Source organism: Streptomyces sp. NPDC005706, from assembly GCF_040631045.1.
GTDB lineage: Bacteria > Actinomycetota > Actinomycetes > Streptomycetales > Streptomycetaceae > Streptomyces.
Window position 1 is genome coordinate 12366 of the sequence record NZ_JBEXYS010000030.1, and the last position, 16813, is coordinate 29178.

At 73.9% G+C, this 16813-nt stretch carries 16 protein-coding genes; 8 read left to right on the top strand and 8 right to left on the bottom strand.

All coding sequences use genetic code 11. The features are described from left to right. Positions 1 to 10: 10 nt before the first annotated feature. From ABZ478_RS31700 to ABZ478_RS31710, 3 genes are all read right to left on the bottom strand, one after another. Positions 11 to 2026 carry an NADPH-dependent 2,4-dienoyl-CoA reductase gene (locus tag ABZ478_RS31700; RefSeq protein ID WP_359554719.1) on the bottom strand — a complete coding sequence of 672 codons (2016 nt, stop codon included), beginning with the start codon at positions 2024 to 2026 and terminating at the stop codon, positions 11 to 13. Between the two features lie 185 nt (positions 2027 to 2211). Next, positions 2212 to 2583: a hypothetical protein gene (locus ABZ478_RS31705; protein WP_359554722.1), complete on the bottom strand. Its 372-nt coding sequence runs from the start codon at positions 2581 to 2583 to the stop codon at positions 2212 to 2214. A 119-nt stretch (positions 2584 to 2702) separates the two neighbouring features. Further along, complete coding sequence (locus ABZ478_RS31710) at positions 2703 to 3590, bottom strand: hypothetical protein (protein WP_359554724.1); 888 nt, start codon at positions 3588 to 3590, stop codon at positions 2703 to 2705. Between the two features lie 318 nt (positions 3591 to 3908). Here ABZ478_RS31710 and ABZ478_RS31715 point away from each other — a divergent pair, with 318 nt between their 5' ends. Next, complete coding sequence (locus tag ABZ478_RS31715) at positions 3909 to 5987, top strand: SpoIIE family protein phosphatase (RefSeq protein ID WP_359554727.1); 2079 nt, start codon at positions 3909 to 3911, stop codon at positions 5985 to 5987. A gap of 6 nt (positions 5988 to 5993) precedes the next feature. Here ABZ478_RS31715 and ABZ478_RS31720 read toward each other — a convergent pair whose 3' ends face one another. Then, on the bottom strand, positions 5994 to 6800 hold the full coding sequence (locus tag ABZ478_RS31720; RefSeq protein ID WP_359554729.1) for a putative protein N(5)-glutamine methyltransferase: 807 nt from the start codon (positions 6798 to 6800) through the stop codon (positions 5994 to 5996). Between the two features lie 153 nt (positions 6801 to 6953). Next, positions 6954 to 8153 carry a hypothetical protein gene (locus ABZ478_RS31725; protein WP_359554731.1) on the bottom strand — a complete coding sequence of 400 codons (1200 nt, stop codon included), beginning with the start codon at positions 8151 to 8153 and terminating at the stop codon, positions 6954 to 6956. Between the two features lie 133 nt (positions 8154 to 8286). On the opposite strand from ABZ478_RS31725, the gene ABZ478_RS31730 reads away from it, so the two are divergent. Beyond that, entirely contained in the window at positions 8287 to 8694 is a 408-nt protein-coding gene (locus tag ABZ478_RS31730) for a MarR family winged helix-turn-helix transcriptional regulator (RefSeq protein WP_359554914.1), read from the top strand. Here the strand turns inward: ABZ478_RS31730 and ABZ478_RS31735 are convergent. Together ABZ478_RS31735 and ABZ478_RS31740 are read right to left on the bottom strand one after the other, a co-directional pair. Next, positions 8691 to 9443, bottom strand: coding sequence for a GNAT family N-acetyltransferase (locus tag ABZ478_RS31735; protein WP_359554733.1), 753 nt, complete (start codon positions 9441 to 9443; stop codon positions 8691 to 8693). The two genes, ABZ478_RS31730 and ABZ478_RS31735, sit on opposite strands and share 4 nt — an antisense overlap. Then, on the bottom strand, positions 9440 to 10366 hold the full coding sequence (locus ABZ478_RS31740; protein WP_359554735.1) for an NADP-dependent oxidoreductase: 927 nt from the start codon (positions 10364 to 10366) through the stop codon (positions 9440 to 9442). Before ABZ478_RS31740 ends, ABZ478_RS31735 begins: the two co-directional genes overlap by 4 nt. Before the next feature lie 188 nt (positions 10367 to 10554). Between ABZ478_RS31740 and ABZ478_RS31745 the strand changes: the two genes are divergently transcribed. The 6 genes from ABZ478_RS31745 to ABZ478_RS31770 all read left to right on the top strand — a co-directional run bounded on the left by ABZ478_RS31745 (position 10555) and on the right by ABZ478_RS31770 (position 16091). Then, positions 10555 to 11160, top strand: a complete 606-nt coding sequence (locus tag ABZ478_RS31745; RefSeq protein WP_359554737.1) for a sulfite oxidase-like oxidoreductase — start codon at positions 10555 to 10557, stop codon at positions 11158 to 11160. Further along, entirely contained in the window at positions 11153 to 11920 is a 768-nt protein-coding gene (locus ABZ478_RS31750) for a ferredoxin reductase (RefSeq protein WP_359554739.1), read from the top strand. The genes ABZ478_RS31745 and ABZ478_RS31750 overlap by 8 nt, the downstream gene beginning before the upstream one ends. A gap of 198 nt (positions 11921 to 12118) precedes the next feature. Then, positions 12119 to 12703, top strand: coding sequence for a hypothetical protein (locus tag ABZ478_RS31755; RefSeq protein ID WP_359554741.1), 585 nt, complete (start codon positions 12119 to 12121; stop codon positions 12701 to 12703). A gap of 236 nt (positions 12704 to 12939) precedes the next feature. Continuing rightward, a complete protein-coding gene (locus ABZ478_RS31760; protein ID WP_359554743.1) occupies positions 12940 to 13908 on the top strand; it encodes an acetylxylan esterase in 969 nt (322 codons plus the stop codon). Positions 13909 to 14052: 144 nt separating this feature from the next. Next, complete coding sequence (locus ABZ478_RS31765) at positions 14053 to 15219, top strand: serine hydrolase domain-containing protein (RefSeq protein ID WP_359554745.1); 1167 nt, start codon at positions 14053 to 14055, stop codon at positions 15217 to 15219. Positions 15220 to 15347: 128 nt separating this feature from the next. Continuing rightward, positions 15348 to 16091 carry a GntR family transcriptional regulator gene (locus ABZ478_RS31770; RefSeq protein ID WP_359554747.1) on the top strand — a complete coding sequence of 248 codons (744 nt, stop codon included), beginning with the start codon at positions 15348 to 15350 and terminating at the stop codon, positions 16089 to 16091. On the opposite strand, the gene ABZ478_RS31775 is transcribed toward ABZ478_RS31770, so the two are convergent. After that, positions 16061 to 16807, bottom strand: coding sequence for a class I SAM-dependent methyltransferase (locus tag ABZ478_RS31775; protein WP_359554750.1), 747 nt, complete (start codon positions 16805 to 16807; stop codon positions 16061 to 16063). The genes ABZ478_RS31770 and ABZ478_RS31775 overlap by 31 nt on opposite strands. Positions 16808 to 16813: the final 6 nt, after the last annotated feature.

The window sequence follows — 16813 nt, forward strand, 5'->3', positions numbered from 1 at the left end:
CGCCGGGCCCCTACAGTGCCGCCGCCAGCTCGGTGCCCTGCTTGACGGCCCGCTTGGCGTCCAGCTCGGCCGCGACGTCGGCGCCGCCGATCAGGTGGGCGCTGCGGCCGGCGGCGACCAGCTCCTCGTACAGGTCGCGGCGCGGCTCCTGGCCGGTGCACAGCACCACCGTGTCGACCTCCAGGACCGTGCTCTCCTCGCCGACGGTGATGTGCAGTCCGGCGTCGTCGATCCGGTCGTAGCGCACGCCCGGGACCATGGTCACGCCCCGGTGCTTGAGTTCGGTGCGGTGGATCCAGCCGGTGGTCTTGCCCAGTCCGGCGCCGACCTTGGTGGCCTTGCGCTGCAGGAGGTGGACGGTGCGGGGCGGGGCGGGCCGCCGCGGGGCGGTGAGGCCGCCGGGCGCCTGGTAGTCCATGTCGACGCCCCAGTTGCGGAAGTACGTGCGCGGGTCCTCGCTCGCCTTGTCGCCGCCGTCGGTGAGGTACTCGGCGACGTCGAAGCCGATGCCGCCGGCGCCGAGCACGGCCACCCGGTCGCCGACGGGGGCGCCGTCCCGCAGCACGTCGAGGTAGCCGAGGACGCGGGGGTGGTCGGCGCCGGGGATGTCGGGGACGCGCGGGGTGACGCCGGTGGCGACGACGACCTCGTCGTAGCCGTCGAGGTCCGCCGAGGTGACCCAGGCGCCGAGCCGTACGTCGACGCCGTGCTCGTCGAGCTGGTGGCGGAAGTAGCGCAGCGTCTCGTCGAACTCCTGCTTGCCCGGGACCTTGCGGGCCACGTTGAGCTGGCCGCCGATCTCGTTCGCGGCGTCGAACAGGGTGACGGCGTGGCCGCGTTCGGCGGCGCTGACGGCGCAGGCCAGTCCGGCCGGTCCGGCGCCGACGACCGCGACCCGCTTGGCCAGCCGGGTCGGGGAGAGCACCAGCTCGGTCTCGTGGCAGGCGCGCGGGTTGACCAGGCAGGAGGTGATCTGCCCGCTGAAGGTGTGGTCGAGGCAGGCCTGGTTGCAGCCGATGCAGGTGTTGATGGCCTCCGGCTTCCCGGCGGCGGCCTTCGCGACGAAGTCGGGGTCGGCGAGCATCGGGCGGGCCACGGACACCATGTCCGCGCAGCCGTCGGCGAGCAACTCCTCCGCCAGTTCCGGGGTGTTGATGCGGTTGGTGGTGACCAGCGGGACGGACACCTCGCCCATCAGCTTCCTCGTGACCCAGGTGTAGGCGCCGCGCGGCACTGAGGTGGCGATGGTGGGGATGCGCGCCTCGTGCCAGCCGATGCCGGTGTTGATGATCGTCGCCCCGGCGGCCTCGACGGCCCTGGCGAGGGTGACGACCTCCTCCAGGGAGGAGCCGCCCGGGACCAGGTCCAGCATGGACAGCCGGTAGATGATGATGAAGTCCTCGCCGACGGCCTCGCGCACCCGCTTGACGATCTCGACGGGGAAGCGCATCCGGTTCTCGTACGAGCCGCCCCAGCGGTCGGTGCGGTGGTTGGTCTGCGCCGCGATGAACTCGTTGATCAGGTAGCCCTCGGAGCCCATGATCTCGACGCCGTCGTAGCCGGCCCGCCGGGCGAGGCGGGCGGCGCGGGCGTAGTCCTCGATGGTCCGCTCGACCTCGGCGTCGCTGAGCTCGCGCGGCACGAACGGGCTGATGGGCGCCTGCAGCGGGCTCGGGGCCACCAGGTCACGGTGATAGGCGTACCGGCCGAAGTGCAGGATCTGCATGGCGATCCGGCCGCCCTCGCGGTGCACGGCCTCGGTGACGGTCCGGTGCTGCTCGGCCTCCGCCTCGGTGGTGAGCCTCGCGCCGCCCTCGTAGGGCCGGCCCTCGTCGTTGGGCGCGATGCCGCCGGTGACGATGAGGCCCACTCCTCCGCGCGCGCGGGCCGCGTAGAACGCCGCCATCCGCTCGAAGCCGCGCTCGGCCTCCTCGAGGCCGACGTGCATGGAGCCCATGAGCACGCGGTTGGGCAGGGTGGTGAAGCCCAGGTCGAGCGGGGACATCAGATGCGGGTAACGGCTCATGGGGCCCTCCGTGCGGGGTGCGGTCGCCTCTTGTTGTAGAGGAAGCACACCCCGTTGTGCAACTAGTTGCATAAACGAGGAGAGGTGAGCCCGGCCACTTCGCGCGGACACGACGGCGCCCCGGCCGGCTCCTCGCCGGCCGGGGCGCCCCGGTGTGCCGCGTCGTCCGGTGCTGCCGGACCCCGTCAGCGGCTCTCCAGCCGCAGGTGCAGGTCCCGCTCCTGGTCGCCGGAGGCCGTGCAGGTCTCCTCGACGGTGAACATCGAGTCCAGCGTCGTGCGGAACCGGTCCACGGCCCAGTAACTGCCCTGGACGTCCGCGAGGATGGACGCGTCGAGGTGGACGGGTGGACAGCCGGGCCCACGCGCGTCCGCGACGTCGTACGTGCCGAGCCACACCATCGGACGGACCTCGTGGAGCTGCCTCGGAATCTCCTCGGGCGCCCGGTCCGACGCGAAACAGCTGTTGAGCGCGTCGAATACGAGGCGGGCGTCCTCCTTGGAGCCGCTGATCTCCACCGAGACGGTCTCCTGGTGCGACCGGTCCGTGTCCTCCATGATCGCTCCTTTCCTGGCCACGCTGCGGTGGAACGGGGTACCCCGCCGAACCGCGTCCATCCTCAGCAAAGCACCACGGACCGGCGAGCACACCTCAGCGGCCGCGGAACCCGTGCGGCTCAGCCGCGGGTGAACTTGTACGTCTTGCTGTCCGTGAGGACGCAGAAGCCGGGCGACACGACGATGACGCGCAGGACGCCGGTTCTGCGGTCGTAGTCGATGCCCTCCGCCTCGAAGCCGCCCGAGCAGGAGCTGCGCAGCGGCAACTGGCGCAGTGCGGTGACATGACCGGTGACGTCGGCCGTTCCGTTCGGCGCCGCGGACAGGTCGATCCGCAGCAGCGGCTTGGTGAGGCCGAAGAGGGAGCCGTCCGGGTCGTCGGAGGAGCAGAGCAGGGTGGTGGGGCCGGAGAAGTCGCAGCCCTGGACGTCACGCACGGCGTGGTCGAGGTTGACGGCGGCGACCTGAGGGAGGTTCGCCGAGGGCGAGGTGGCCGGGTTCACGCCCGGGGTCGGGAAGACGAGCAGGCGGTTCATGGTGCCCCACTCGCCCGACAGCATCCACTGGCCGTCGGGCGAGACCGCCGCCCAGGAGTTGTTCAGGGCCTCGCCGGCGCTCAGCGTGTGGACGTACTCCGACCAGCCGCCGCCCGGGGCCTGCACGCGGAACATCTTCGAGTTGCCCGAGTCGCGCTGGTAGGGCTCGATGTAGTGGCCGTCGTACGAGGCGTCGGGGTCCCCCACGTGGTTCCAGCCGCGGCTGGAGAGCCCGATCGGGATGGTGCCGATGCCGGTGTACCGGTTGGGGCTGTTCGCCGGCATCTCCACCGAGGCCAGGCCCTGGCTCTCGGTCAGCGGATCGGCCCGGTCGGAGCCGGTCTCGGTCCAGGTGTCGGCGGCGTGGGCCGGGGCGGGTGCGGCGAGGGACACGACGGCGGCGGTGGCCAGGATGACGAGTCCGCTGAGGACAGCGTGACAACGTTGCCTGGCGGCAGGGGACGCGGGCATGGCCGGCTCCTCGGAGGAGGGGGGTGGGTGCACTCGGTCGGCGGACAGTCTGGCCCGACAGAGTGGTCATGTACAGGCCAATGGAGCAATATGAGCGTGAACTCTCACGGCCCCGGGCACCGTCCCGCGCGGCCCCGCGGGCCACGGCCGCCCCGTCGGCGCCGCCGGCCCGGTGCTTTCGGCGTACGTCCGCCGCCCGGCTGAGAGATGGTGGAGATAGGTGGGACGGCGCGGAGAGTCGGGTGTGGGCGCGGTAGAACAAGGGGAGTCGGCACGGGGGACGGCGTGCCGTGCGATCGGGCGAAGGCGGTGCGAGGCATGAGGGCAGCCGGGGCTCCGGCGGCGGACGACGACGAGCCGGTGCGCGGGCCGGTGCGGGCCGGCGGACTGCTCGACGTGCTGCGCGTGGCGTCGGTGGTGCTGGACGACAGCGGCCGCATCGTGCTGTGGAGCCCGCAGGCCGAGGAGCTGTTCGGCTACTCGGCGCAGGAGGCCCTCGGCCAGTACGCCGCCCGGCTGATGGTGGACGAGCGGCACATCCAGCTCGTCGGCAAGCTGTTCGCCGATGTGATGAGCACCGGCCAGAGCTGGGCCGGCGGCTTCCCGATCCGCCGCAGGGACGGCAGCACCCGCCTGGTGGAGTTCCGCAACATGCGGCTGCTGGACGACCGGGGGCACGTGTACGCGCTGGGGCTCGCCGCCGACCAGTCGACCGTGCGACGCCTGGAGCAGGACGTGGCACTGTCCGAGCGGATGGTGCAGCAGTCGCCGATCGGGCTCGCCGTGCTCGACACCGAGCTGCGGTTCGTCACGGTCAACCCCGCCCTGGCGAGGAACAACGGTGTGCCGGCCGAGGAGCACATGGGGCGCAGGCTGCGCGACGTGCTGCCGCTGCTGGACACCGGGGCCCTGGAGGCCGCGACCCGCCGGGTCCTGGAGACCGGGGTCCCGGTCATCGACTCACCGCTGGTCGGCCGGACCCCGGCCGACCCGGACCGGGACCGCACCTGGTCGCAGTCGCTGTACCGCCTCGAGGACGCGACGGGCAACGTGCTCGGGGTCGCCGTCTCGCTGGTCGACATCACCGAGCAGCACCGGGCCTCGCAGGAGGCGGAGACCGCGCGCCGCCGGCTCGCGATCATCGCCGACGCCTCCGTCCGGATCGGCACCACGCTGGAGCTGGAGCGCACCGCCTGCGAGCTGGCCGACGTCTCGGTGCCGGCGCTGGCCGACATCGCCGCCGTGGATCTGCTGGACGCGGTGGTGGAGGGCCGGCCCAGCACGCTGGGTCCGTCGGAGGGGGCGGTTATCCGGGCCCTCGCGGTGCGCCCGGCGGAGAGCTCGGACGGGGTGTGCGCCGCCGACCCGCCCGGCCAGGTCGCCCGGTACGGCCCGGACCGGCTGGTCACCGAGTGCGTGCGCACGGGCGAGGTGGTGCTGGTGGCGCGGGTGAAGGACGGGGACCTGCCGCGGATCGCCCGCTCGGAGGAGGCGGCCGCCCTGCTGGGCCGGGCTGGCCTGCACTCCTATCTGGCGGTGCCGCTGATCGCGCGCGGCGAGGTGCTCGGCGCCCTCGATCTCAAGCGGACCCGCAATCCGGCGCCCTTCGACGAGGACGACGTGCTGCTGGCCCGGGAGCTGGCGGCCCGCGCCGCCGTGCACATCGACAACGCCCGCTGGTACCAGGACGCCCGCAACACCGCGCTCACCCTGCAGCGCAGCCTGCTGCCGAGCTGGCCGCCGGTGACGACCGGCCTCGAGGTGGCCTCCCGGTACCAGCCGGCGGGCGCCACCAGCGAGGTCGGCGGCGACTGGTTCGACGTCATCCCGCTGGACGGCGGCAGGACGGCGCTGGTGGTGGGCGATGTGATGGGCAGCGGCATCGGCGCGGCCGCGACCATGGGCCGGCTGCGTACCGCGACCACCACACTGGCGGCGCTCGGCCTCGACCCGGCGCGGCTGCTGGAGCACCTGGACAAGACCACGTCGGCCCTGGACCACTCCATCGCGACCTGCGTGTACGCCGTCCACGATCCGCATCTGCGCCAGTGCCGGATCGCCAACGCCGGGCACCTGCCACCGGCCCGGGTCCGGCCGGGCCGGGAGCCGGAGCTGCTCGACCTGCCCACCGGGGTGCCGCTGGGGGTGGGCGGGGTGGAGTTCTCGACCGTCACCGTCGACTTCGAGCCGGGTGACGTGCTGGTGTTCTACACCGACGGCCTGGTCGAGACCCGCTGCCATTCGCTGGACGAGCGCCTGGACTTCCTGCTGTCCCTGCTGGACGACCCGGCCCGCCCGCTGGAGGAGGCCTGCGACCTGCTCCTGCGCACGCTGCACCATCCGGACAACCACGACGACGTGGCGCTGCTCATCGCCCGGGCGCAGGAGCTGCCGTAGGCCGCGTCACCGTTCCCGCACGCCGATCACCACATGCGCGTACAGCTCCTCGGACACCGCCGTACGGGCCGTCAGGCCGGCGTCGGTGAAGGCCCGCACCGCCGACGGCGCCTGGCGTTCGCTGGTCTCGGTCAGCAGGACGCCGCCGGGCGCCAGCCAGTCCGGGGCTCCGGCGGCGACCCGGCGCAGGACGTCGAGTCCGTCCACGCCGCCGTCGAGCGCGACCGGCGGCTCGTGGTCGCGGGCCTCCGCGGGCAGGAGCGGCACCTCGGCGCTCGGTACGTAGGGCACGTTGGCCGTGAGGATGCCGACCCGGCCGCGGAGCGCCGGCGGCAGCGCGTCGAACAGGTCACCCACATGGGATCGGCCGTCGTACGGGGCGAGGTTGCGGCGGGCGCAGCGCACGGCGGCCGGGTCGATGTCGGCGGCGTGCACCTCGACGGGGCCGAGCGCGGCGGCCAGGGCCGCGCCGAGCGCACCGGAGCCGCAGCACAGGTCGACCACGACCCCGGCGTCCGGGGCCAGGGCCAGGGCCTGGTCGACCAGGAACTCGGTACGGCGGCGCGGCACGAAGACACCCGGTTCCACGGCGATGCGCAGACCGTGGAACCGTGCCCAGCCGAGGACGTGTTCGAGTGGCAGTCCGGCGGCCCGCCGGTCCACCATGGCGGCCAGTTCGGCGGGGGTGCGGGCGGTGCCGAGGATCAACTCCGCCTCGTCCTCGGCGAAGACGCACCCGGCGGCACGCAACGCGGAGACGACGGCGGAGGCAGAGAACGGGGGCAGGGAGGGCACGGAGGGCACGGAGGACATGCGGGCCGAGAGCCTTTCGGAGAACCTGAGCCGAAGGGCGCTCCCACGCTCACAGCAAGCTGTCACGAGGAGAGAGCACCCGGGCTGACACAGCGGTAATGGCTCCCACCTCCTCAATGGCCGTCCGTCCACGGGCACTCCGCGGCCGGACGGTCACCTTACCCCAGCGCCCCGGGCCCGGCGTGCCGTACACGAAGTCCGGGAAGGACCTGCCGCGGACCGCGCGGACCGGACCGGACCGGGGTCCCGTCCGCCCGGGGTGAGTACTGACGCCCCCTCACACGCCCACCGTCTCCTCCACCTCTTCCTCGGCCGCCTCGGTCCCGTCGGTCTCCCGCTCCGTGGGGCGCTCGGGCCGCCTCGGCGTGGCCGTGGGGGGCGTCGGCGCCGCCCCGGGGGTCCGGGAGCGCTCGAAGGCGGCGGCGACCGCGTCACCGCGACGCCGGCGAGCAGCCAGACCAGCAGGGTCCGGACGGTGCGGCCGAGGCCGTCGTCGCCGAAGTAGAGGAGGCTCCGGACGCCTTCGACGAAGCCGGCGCCGTTCCAGAAGGAGTGCAGGGCGCCGAAGAAGCCGTTCTGCAGCTCGGGCCCGAACAGACCGCCGGAGCTGGTGAAGTTGAGCATCACGAACAGCACCATCATGGTCAGCGTGGTCCACCGCTTGAGGAAGATGTGCAGTCCGACGCCGATGAGCAGGATGCCCGCGGAGTAGAGCCACGCCATCCCCCACACACCGGCGAGATCGTGGTGCGCGAGGCGGAACACCGGCCCGGCGAGCAGGGCGCCGATGCCGGCGACCACCGCGGAGACACCGAGCGCGAGCAGCGCCCGTATCCGCATCGGGAGGGCGGCGCCCGCCGCGCCCAGGGCGGCGACCGAGGCGTAGGAGCCGATGCTGACCGCGATCAGCAGGAAGAACAGGCCCTGCCCGGTGGGGTCGTCGGCGACCGGGGCGGCCACGTCGGTCACCTTCAGCGGCGCGCCGCGCTCCGCGGCGACCGGGGTGAAGACCTTCTCCGCGGCCGTCGCGCCCATGTCGGACGCCGCGGTGGCGACCAGCAGCTCCGGTGTCCTCGCCGCCGGTACGTAGGCGCCGGTGATGTCCCGGGACCGGAGCAGGTGTACGGCGTCGGCGCGGGTGGCGACGGTGCGTACGTCGAGCCGGTCCCCCGCGGCGTCCTTGACGGTCTGGGCGAAAACCTTGGCCCCGGGGCCTGCGCCGACGACGGCGACGGGCAGGTGGTTCGGCTCCGGCGTGACGAAGGCGCCCATGTACGCGAGCCCCATGCCCAGGCACATCAGCAGCGGGGTGATCAGGTGGGTGAGCACATGGCGCAGTGCCGGTGACCTCATCGCGGGCGGCCTCCGATGTTCGATGGTTGGCTTATACAACTTCCATTCAAGTTGTACTATACAACTAGAACGACTGAGGAGGTGTTCCGTGCCGGCAGCAGCGGAGACGGCCGTCGAGACCATCCAGCGCGAGATGACGATCTTCGCCCGCCGGGCCCGGGCCTCGGCGGGGCGCATGCATCCCGAGCTGTCACTGGTGTCGTACACCTTGCTCGGGCATCTGGAGGAGAGCGGCGGCTGCCGGGCCACCGATCTGGCCGCGCACTACGCCCTGGACAAGTCCACGGTCAGCCGCCAGGTGACCGCGCTGGAGCGGGCCGGTCTCGTCGAGCGCCGCACCGACCCTGAGGACCACCGCGTCCAGGTGCTGGACCTGACGCGGGCGGGCCAGGAGATCCTCGCCCAGGTCACGCGCAGCCGCCGGGCCGCCTTCCGGGAGCGGCTCGCCGCATGGCCGGAGGAGGACCTGGTCCGCTTCGCCCGGTACCTGGAGCGGTACAACGCGGGGCCGGCCCCGACGGCCGGCCCCGACGGGGTCTAGCGGACCGGTACCGGCGTCCGGCCGGCCGACGGCCGCTCCGGCGCGCGGGCCCCGAGGAACTCCGTGCGGCGGCGCGGCCGGAAGCCGAGGGACTCGTAGAGCCGGAGGGCGTTCGTGTTGCGGGCACTGGCGTGCAGGAACGGGGTCTCGCCTCGCTCCCGGACGCCGTGCGCCACGGCGCGGATCAGCCGGCCGGCCAGGCCCTCGCCGCGGTGGGCGGGGTCGGTGCAGACCGCGCTGACCTCGGTCCAGCCCGGCGGGCGCAGCCGCTCCCCCGCCATGGCGACGAGGGCGCCCTCGCGGCGGATGCCGATGTAGGTGCCCAGTTCGACGGTGCGCGCCAGGAAGGGTCCGGGCCTGGTGCGCCGCACCAGGTCGAGCATCTCCGGCACGTCGCGCGGGCCGAGACGGACCGCCTCCGGGTCCGGTGCGGCGGCGAGCCCGTCGTCCACGAACTGCACGCCCTCCGCCCGGAAGGTCACCTCCCAGCCGTCCGGGACCTCCCCGACGTAGCCCGACAGGGGTACCTCGGCGCCGGGACCGGCCAGCGCCGCGAGGTCCGCCCAGTCGTCCGCGTCCGGATCGTCGGGGAGCGCCAGCCACGGGGACACGTCGAGCGGGTAGCGCAGCACGCGCCCGCGCCGCTCGGCGAAGTGCGCGTGCGGGCCGGTCAGGGAGGCGAGGGCGGGATTGTCCAGCACGTGTGCGGCCACGGGAGCCTGGGGACGGGCGAAGACCTCGGCGCTCATCCGCCCACCTCGATGACGACCTTCCCCCGGGCGTGCCCGTCCTCCACGGCGCGCAGGGCCGCCCCGGCGCGCTCGAGCGGGAAGGTACGGGTGACGTACGGATCCAGGGCGCCGCGCAGCACGAGCGCCGCCACCTCCTCCAGTACGGCCGCGGTGCGGGCCCGGGCGACCCGGGAGCCGCCCAGCGCGGCGACGGTGCCGGGCGGGGCGCCGGCCGTGATCAGCCTCGTGCGGGCGGTGAGCAGGGTGGCGGCCTCGGCGAGCGTGTCGCCGCCCACCAGGTCGTACACCGCGTCCACACCGCCGGGGGCGGCGGCGCGCACCCGCTCGGCCAGCCCCGGGCCGCTCGGCACGTGCGCGGCGCCCAGCGACTCGACGAAGTCCTTCTTGGCCTCGCTCGCCACGCCCACCACCCGCACGCCGAGGGCGCGGGCGATCTGCAGGGCGGCGGCGCCGACCCCGCCGCCCGCGCCGGTCACCAGCAGCGTCGCACCCTCGGGCAGGCCGAGCTGGCGGACGCCGTCGTAGGCGGTGGCCGCGGCGACCGGCAGGGTCGCGGCGTCGGTGAACGACAGCCCGTCCGGCTTGTGCGCGGTCACCCCGGCGCTCATCAGGGCGTACTCGGCGTACCCGCCGTCGACGGTGTTGCCGAACACGGGATCGCCGGCGGCGAACCCGGTCACTCCCGGCCCTGCCGCCTCGACGACGCCGGCGGCCTCGCTGCCGAACACCGCGGGGAACACGCGCTCGGCGGGGTCACCGGGGCGGCGCAGGCCCTCGCGCAGTTTCCAGTCGACGGGGTTCACCCCGGCCGCGCGGACCGCGACCAGGAGCCGGCCCGGGCCGGGGCTCGGCGGGTCCACGTCGGTCAGGGCCTCGGTCTCCGGGCCGCCGTACCGCGTGAAGACATACGCCTTGGACATCCTCTTTCCTCGCTTCCGTCGCACCGTCACCGGCGCACCGGCCGGCATTCAGCGGCAAGGAGGAGCGACCGACTGCTATTCCCAGTTCCGCGAAGAGTTCGCACGCCCGCGACGAATTCGTACGGCTGTCACAAACACCGCACTGACCTGGGGCGGAGCACGGGCGGGGACAGCGTACGGTGGAAACCATGAACGTCACCCGAGGCTTCACGGGTCGACCCCGCGTCACCGATCCAGGACTGCCACCGGGGCAGTACGACGCGCGGGACGAGTGGCCCGTCCTGTCCGCCGAGGTCACCCCCGACCTCGCCCCCGCCGACTGGTCCTTCCGCATCGACGGGCTGGTGGAGCGCCCGCACACCTGGGACTGGGAGCAGGCCCGGGCGCTGCCCGCTTCGGCGTACCAGGGTGACATCCACTGCGTGACCGGCTGGTCGAAGTTCGGGGTGCGCTTCGGGGGCGTCTCGCTGGACACGTTCCTCGACGTGGTGCGGCCGGCCACGGCCGCCACCCACGCGGTCGCCTACGCGCACACCGGCTACTCCACGAACCTGCCGCTCGCCGACCTGACCGGCGGCCGGGCCTGGATCGCCTGGGAGTACGACGGCGAGCCGCTCGCGCCCGAGCACGGCGGTCCGGCGCGGCTGCTGGTGCCGCACCTGTACTTCTGGAAGAGCGCCAAGTGGATCGCCGGCATCACGCTCCTCGACCACGACGAGCCCGGTTTCTGGGAGGGGAACGGCTACCACGAGCGGGGCAATCCCTGGGAGGAGCAGCGGTACTCCGGTGACTGAGACAGTGACCCCGGCCCGCGTTCCCGTGACGCGCTTCGCCGTGCCCGGACGCATCGCCGTGAGCGAGCAGGCCGCGTCGGCGTGGCAGACCGCCACACTGACCGGGATCCGCCGCGAGACCCCGCAGGCGGCCACCTTCCGGTTCGCGGTGCCGGACTGGGCGGGGCATCTGCCCGGCCAGCACCTGCTGCTGCGGCTGACCGCGCCGGACGGGTACGTGGCCCAGCGCCACTACTCGATCGCGTCCGCCCCCGACGACTCGGGCCACATCGAGCTGACCCTGGACCATGTGCGGGACGGCGAGGTCTCGGGTTGGTTCCACACCACGGCCCGGCCCGGTGACACCGTCGAGATGCGCGGCCCGCTGAGCGGCTTCTTCGCCTGGCCGGGCGACCGGCCCGCGCTGCTGCTCGGGGCCGGTTCCGGCGTCGTACCGCTGATGTCGATGGTCCGGCACCACCGGGCACTGGGCCTCGGTGTGCCGCTGCGGATGCTGGTGTCGGCGCGCAGCCCGGAGGAGCTGATCTACGCCGGGGAGCTGGGGCCGGAGACGACGGCCGTGTTCACGAGGAGCGCCCCCACGGGGGTGCCGGTGGGTCGTATGGCGGCCGCACATGTGGCGCCGCTCCTGGCGGAGCAGCCTCCGGGTGGCTGGGAGGCCTATGTGTGCGGCTCCAACGGGTTCGCCGAGCACGCCTCGCGTCTGCTGGTCGAGGCGGGACAGCCGGTCGAGCGGATCCGCATCGAGCGCTTCGGCTGAGCCCGCCGGCCGCTCGCGCGGCCGTGGGGCGCGGGCCGCGCGCCGGGCTCCAGGAGGGCTTGAACTCGCGGCGGGCGGCGTGCGCGAGGCGCTCCGTACGGGGTACCAGACGGGTGCGGACGCTTCGTGCGAGGCGACGGAGGAAGGCCGGCCGGTGCCCCGGCCCGGCCTTCCTCCGGCTGCGGCGAGGAGGTGGGCATGCGTACGCGGGTGCGCGGCTGGCGCTGGCGGCACAATCCGCTGCGGCGCCGGTCGGACGTCATGGAGGCCTGGACGGTTCTGGTCGCCGCCGTCCTGCTGTTCGTCGTCACACCGCTGGCCGGGGTGGCCGCCGGTCTGTACGCCCATGACCAGGCGCGGTCGCGCGCCACGGCGCTGCGGGCCGAGCGGCACCAGGTGCGTGCCTCGGTGATCGGCGAGGAGTCCGCGCGGCCGCGCCCGGTACGGGGCGACCGCGCGCACTCCTATCAGGCCAAGGTCCGCTGGACCGAGCCGGGCACCGGGACGCGTACCGCCGTGGCCCGCGTCCCCGCCGGGAGCCGGGCGGGTGACGAGGTGACCGTGTGGTTCGACGCCCGGGGCCGCGCCGTCGCCCCGCCGCCGAACGACGTGGCGGTCTGGCAGCACACGGTCACGGTGGGCCTGTGCGCGGCGGGCGGCTCGGTGGCCGTGGTCCTCCTCGGGTACGCCGTGCAGCGCCGGGCCGCGCTGCGCCACCGGATGGACGAGTGGGAACGGGAGTGGGCGCGCACCGGCCCGAGGTGGACCCGGCCGCGGGCCTGACCGGGCGGGTGGACCCGACCACCCCGGACCGGGTGACCCGACCACCCCGGACCGCCGGCCGGTCCCGCCCGTCCGCGACGGATCGGTGTGGCAACCGCTTTCGACTCGGTGACCAGCGCGGTGATCGCGTGTTTCGATGACCGGGGGAAAGCGTGTCCCGAACGGGCCTGGCGAGTCGTCCGACCACCCCCATACCGTGATCCCCGCAGGCTCTTCGTTCACAAAGGCGGTTGCTGATGGCCCTGTTCGACCTCACCCTCGACGAACTCCGCGAGTACCGCAGCGCCTCCACCGCGCCGGAGGACTTCGACGCCTTCTGGGACAAGACCCTCCAGGAGGCGCGCGAGTACGAGCTGGACGCCCGGTTCGAGCCGGTGGACACCGGGCTGGACACGGTCCAGGTGTACGACGTGACGTTCGCCGGTTTCGGGGGGCACCCGGTCAAGGGCTGGCTGCGGCTGCCCGCCGGCGCCTCGGAACCGCTGCCGCTGGTGGTGGAGTTCATCGGCTACGGCGGCGGGCGTGGACTGGCGCACGAGGACCTGCTGTGGGCGTCGACGGGCCGGGCGCACTTCGTGATGGACACGCGCGGCCAGGGCAGCGCCTGGGGCGGCGGTGGCGGCACGGCGGACCCGGTGGGCGCCGCGCCCGCGTTCCCCGGGTACATGACGCGGGGCATCGACGCGCCCGAGAACTACTACTACCGCCGGGTGTTCACGGACGCCGTGCGTGCCGTGGAGGCGGCCCGTTCGCATCCGCTCACCGACGCGGCGCGGACCGTGGTGATCGGTGAGAGCCAGGGTGGCGGCATCTCCCTCGCCGTCGGCGGTCTGCTGCCCGATCTGGTCGCGGTCGCCCCCGACGTGCCGTTCCTGTGCGACTTCCCGCGCGCGACGATCCTGACGGACCGTCACCCCTACCGGGAGATCGGCCTGTTCCTCAAGACGCACCGCGGCCGCGCGCAGGACGCGCTGCGCACGCTCGCCTATTTCGACGGCGTGCACTTCGCGGCCCGCGGCCGGGCCCCGGCGCTCTTCTCGGCCGCCCTGGAGGACCAGACGTGCCCGCCGTCGACCGTGTTCGCGGCGTTCAACGCCTGGGCGCACCAGGACAAGGGGATCGAGGTGTACGACTTCAACGACCACGAGGGCGGCGGCCCGTTCCAGGAGGAGCGCAAGCTGCGCTGGCTGCGCGCGTACGCCTGACCGCGGAGGCGGGACAGGACCGCGCCCGCGCCGGCCGGGCCGGTCCAGCCCGCCTTCTTCCCTCCAGTCCGACCAGTCGGTACGTTCGGAGGCGCCCCGGGACGTGCTGCCGCCCCCCGGGTTCCCGGCGACGACGGAGGCTGGATGTCCGCGCACGAGGCACAGGTTCAGGGCCACTGCGATCCGCGCTTCACCGCGGTGCGGGAGGCGTTCGAGGAGAATTTCCGGGAGCGTGACGAACTGGGCGCCGCCGTGGCGGTGACCGTCGGCGGCGAGACGGTGGCCGACCTGTGGGGCGGCTGGGCGGACGCGGCCCGCACCCGGCGCTGGGAGCGGGACACACTGGTCAACGTGTGGTCCACCACCAAGGGGCCGGTGGCCCTGTGCGCGCATGTCCTCGCCGACCGGGGCCTGCTCGACTTCGACCGGCCGGTGGCCGCGTACTGGCCGGAATTCGCGGCGGCGGGCAAGGAGGACGTGCGGGTACGGGACCTGCTGTCGCACCGAGCCGGACTGTCCGGCCTGCGGGAACCGCACTCCGTCGAGCAGCTCTACGACTGGGAGCTGACGACCGCGCGGCTGGCGGCCACCGAGCCCTGGTGGGAGCCGGGCACCCGGTCCGGATATCACGCGCTGACCTGGGGCTTCCTGGTGGGGGAAGTGGTGCGGCGGGTGTCGGGACTGCGGCCCGGGGCGTTCCTGGAGCGGGAGGTGACCGGGCCGCTCGGGCTGGACTTCACGATCGGCCTGCCGGAGAAGGAGGCCGGCCGGGCGGCCGAGCTGGTCCACGCACGGACCCGGGACGACGGTCGGCGAGCCGCCGCTTTCGGCCAGTTGCCGCCTGCCGCGATCGCCGCCCTCGCCAATCCGGCCGTGGGCGCGGCGCAGGCGAACACGGCCGCGTGGCGGGCGGCGGAGATCCCGGCGGCCAACGGGCACGGCACCGCGCGCTCGGTCGCCGCCCTGTACGGCGTGTTCGCGGGCCGGGGCTCCTACGGCGACCGGCGGATCCTGTCACCGCGTGCGGTGGAACGGGCGCGTGAGGGGCAGGGCCGATGCCGCGATCTGGTGCTGGGCGCGGGGTTCGAGGGTGAGACGGAGGTCGGGCTCGGGCTGTGGCTGAGCGGCCCGCACGGCTCCTACGGACCGAACCCGCGCGCTTTCGGACACGACGGGTTCGGGGGTTCGTGCGGGCTCGCGGATCCGGAGGCGGGGGTCTCGCTCGGGTACACGATGAACCGGATGGGGCCGCACATCGCGGACGACCCGCGCAAGACGGCCCTGGTGAACGCGGTCTACAGCGCTCTGTGAGGTCCGGTCGCGCGGGTGGGTTTCGGCCGAACCACCGGACCGCTCTTCCCTTGTGGTTTAGACCAATGCTAGATGTGGTCGCGCAATGAGCCCGTTCGGCTACGTCTTGTCACCACAGGAGGCGCGGCATGGCCCGCACCACCCCGCTCGACCCCCCGCAGACCGACGACCGGCCCCTGTACTGGCGGGTCGCGTCCCAGCTCCTCGACGAACTGCACGACGGCACCGTCCCGCCCGGTGACCGGCTGCCCAGCGAACGGCACCTGGCCCGGCACTTCGGTGTCAGCCGGGAGACCGTACGGCAGGCGCTGGAGGTGCTGCGCCGCGGCGGTCTGGTCGCCACGGACCGGCGGGGCAGCCACGCCACGCTGCCCGGCCGCCCGGTCGAGGACCCGGTCTCGCTCACCTTCCCCGTCGGCGCCCGGCCCACGGACCCGTACGCGGTGGACCGGGCGACGGTGACCTGGGAGGCACCGTCGCCGGAGCACGCGCAGGCACTCGGACTGGCCCCGCACCGGCCCACGCTGGTGCACCGCTACCGGTCGGCCGCGCCCGACGGCCACTCGCTGCGCACGGCGGTGACAACGTTCTCCGCGGTGGCGCTGAGCGAGGTCGCCGAACTGGGCCGCTACCGCGACCGGGCGGACGGGGCCACCCCGGCACAGCTGCGCCGGGCCTACGACTGGATGCGCAAGGCCGGGCTCACCCTGCACCACCGGGACTCCATCACCCAGGTCGGCGACGCCTCGTCGGTCCGGGTGACGCGCCGGGTGCACGACCAGTACGCGCGCCCGCTGGAGATCACCGATCTGGTGGTCGACTCCGAACGGGACGCGCTGGTCTACGAGTTCACCCTGCCCGCGGCCGGCTGAGCCCTGGCCACGAGGAGGCGGGCCCGGGGGCTGCCGTCGTCGCGCCGCCCGAACTCGGGCAGCGGCCGCAGCCCGACCGTGAAGCCGGCGCCGGTCAGCCCGTCCATGACGTCGCCGAACCGGAAGGTCCGGTAGTACATGACGAACGGCGGCCGCCACAGGGCGTTGCGCACCCGCATCGCCGTGTCGAAGCCGAGCAGCGTCCAGAACGCGGGGCTGGAGAGGCGGGGCGGGGCGAAGACGGGGAAGGCGAAGCTGCCGCCCGGCCGCAGCACGGAGCGGACCTGGGCGAACAGCCCCGGCAGTTCGCGGGGCAGGAAGTGGCCGAACGCGCCGAAGCTGACCACCAGGTCGAAGACGGGCCCGAACGGCAGGGCCCGGGCGTCGCCGCGCACCCAGGTGACGTCCGGGCCGCCGGACGGCACGCGGCGGCGGGCGACGTCGAGCATGCCGGCGCTGAAGTCGACGCCGGTGACGCCGCGGCCGCACAGTCCCGTCAGCAGCTCCGTCCCGGCTCCGGTGCCGCAGCACAGGTCGAGGCCGTCCTCGAAGGGCCCGAGGGGCTCCAGCGCCTTGGCGACGGACTCCAGCACCGAGCCGGGCGTACGGAAAGGCGTGTGGTCGAACTTCGGGGCCAGCAGGTCGTAGCCGTGCTCGACGGACGACAGTGCCTGTACGGCGAGTTCGCGCAGGCTGGGGCCTTCGGGGCTGAACATCGGCTC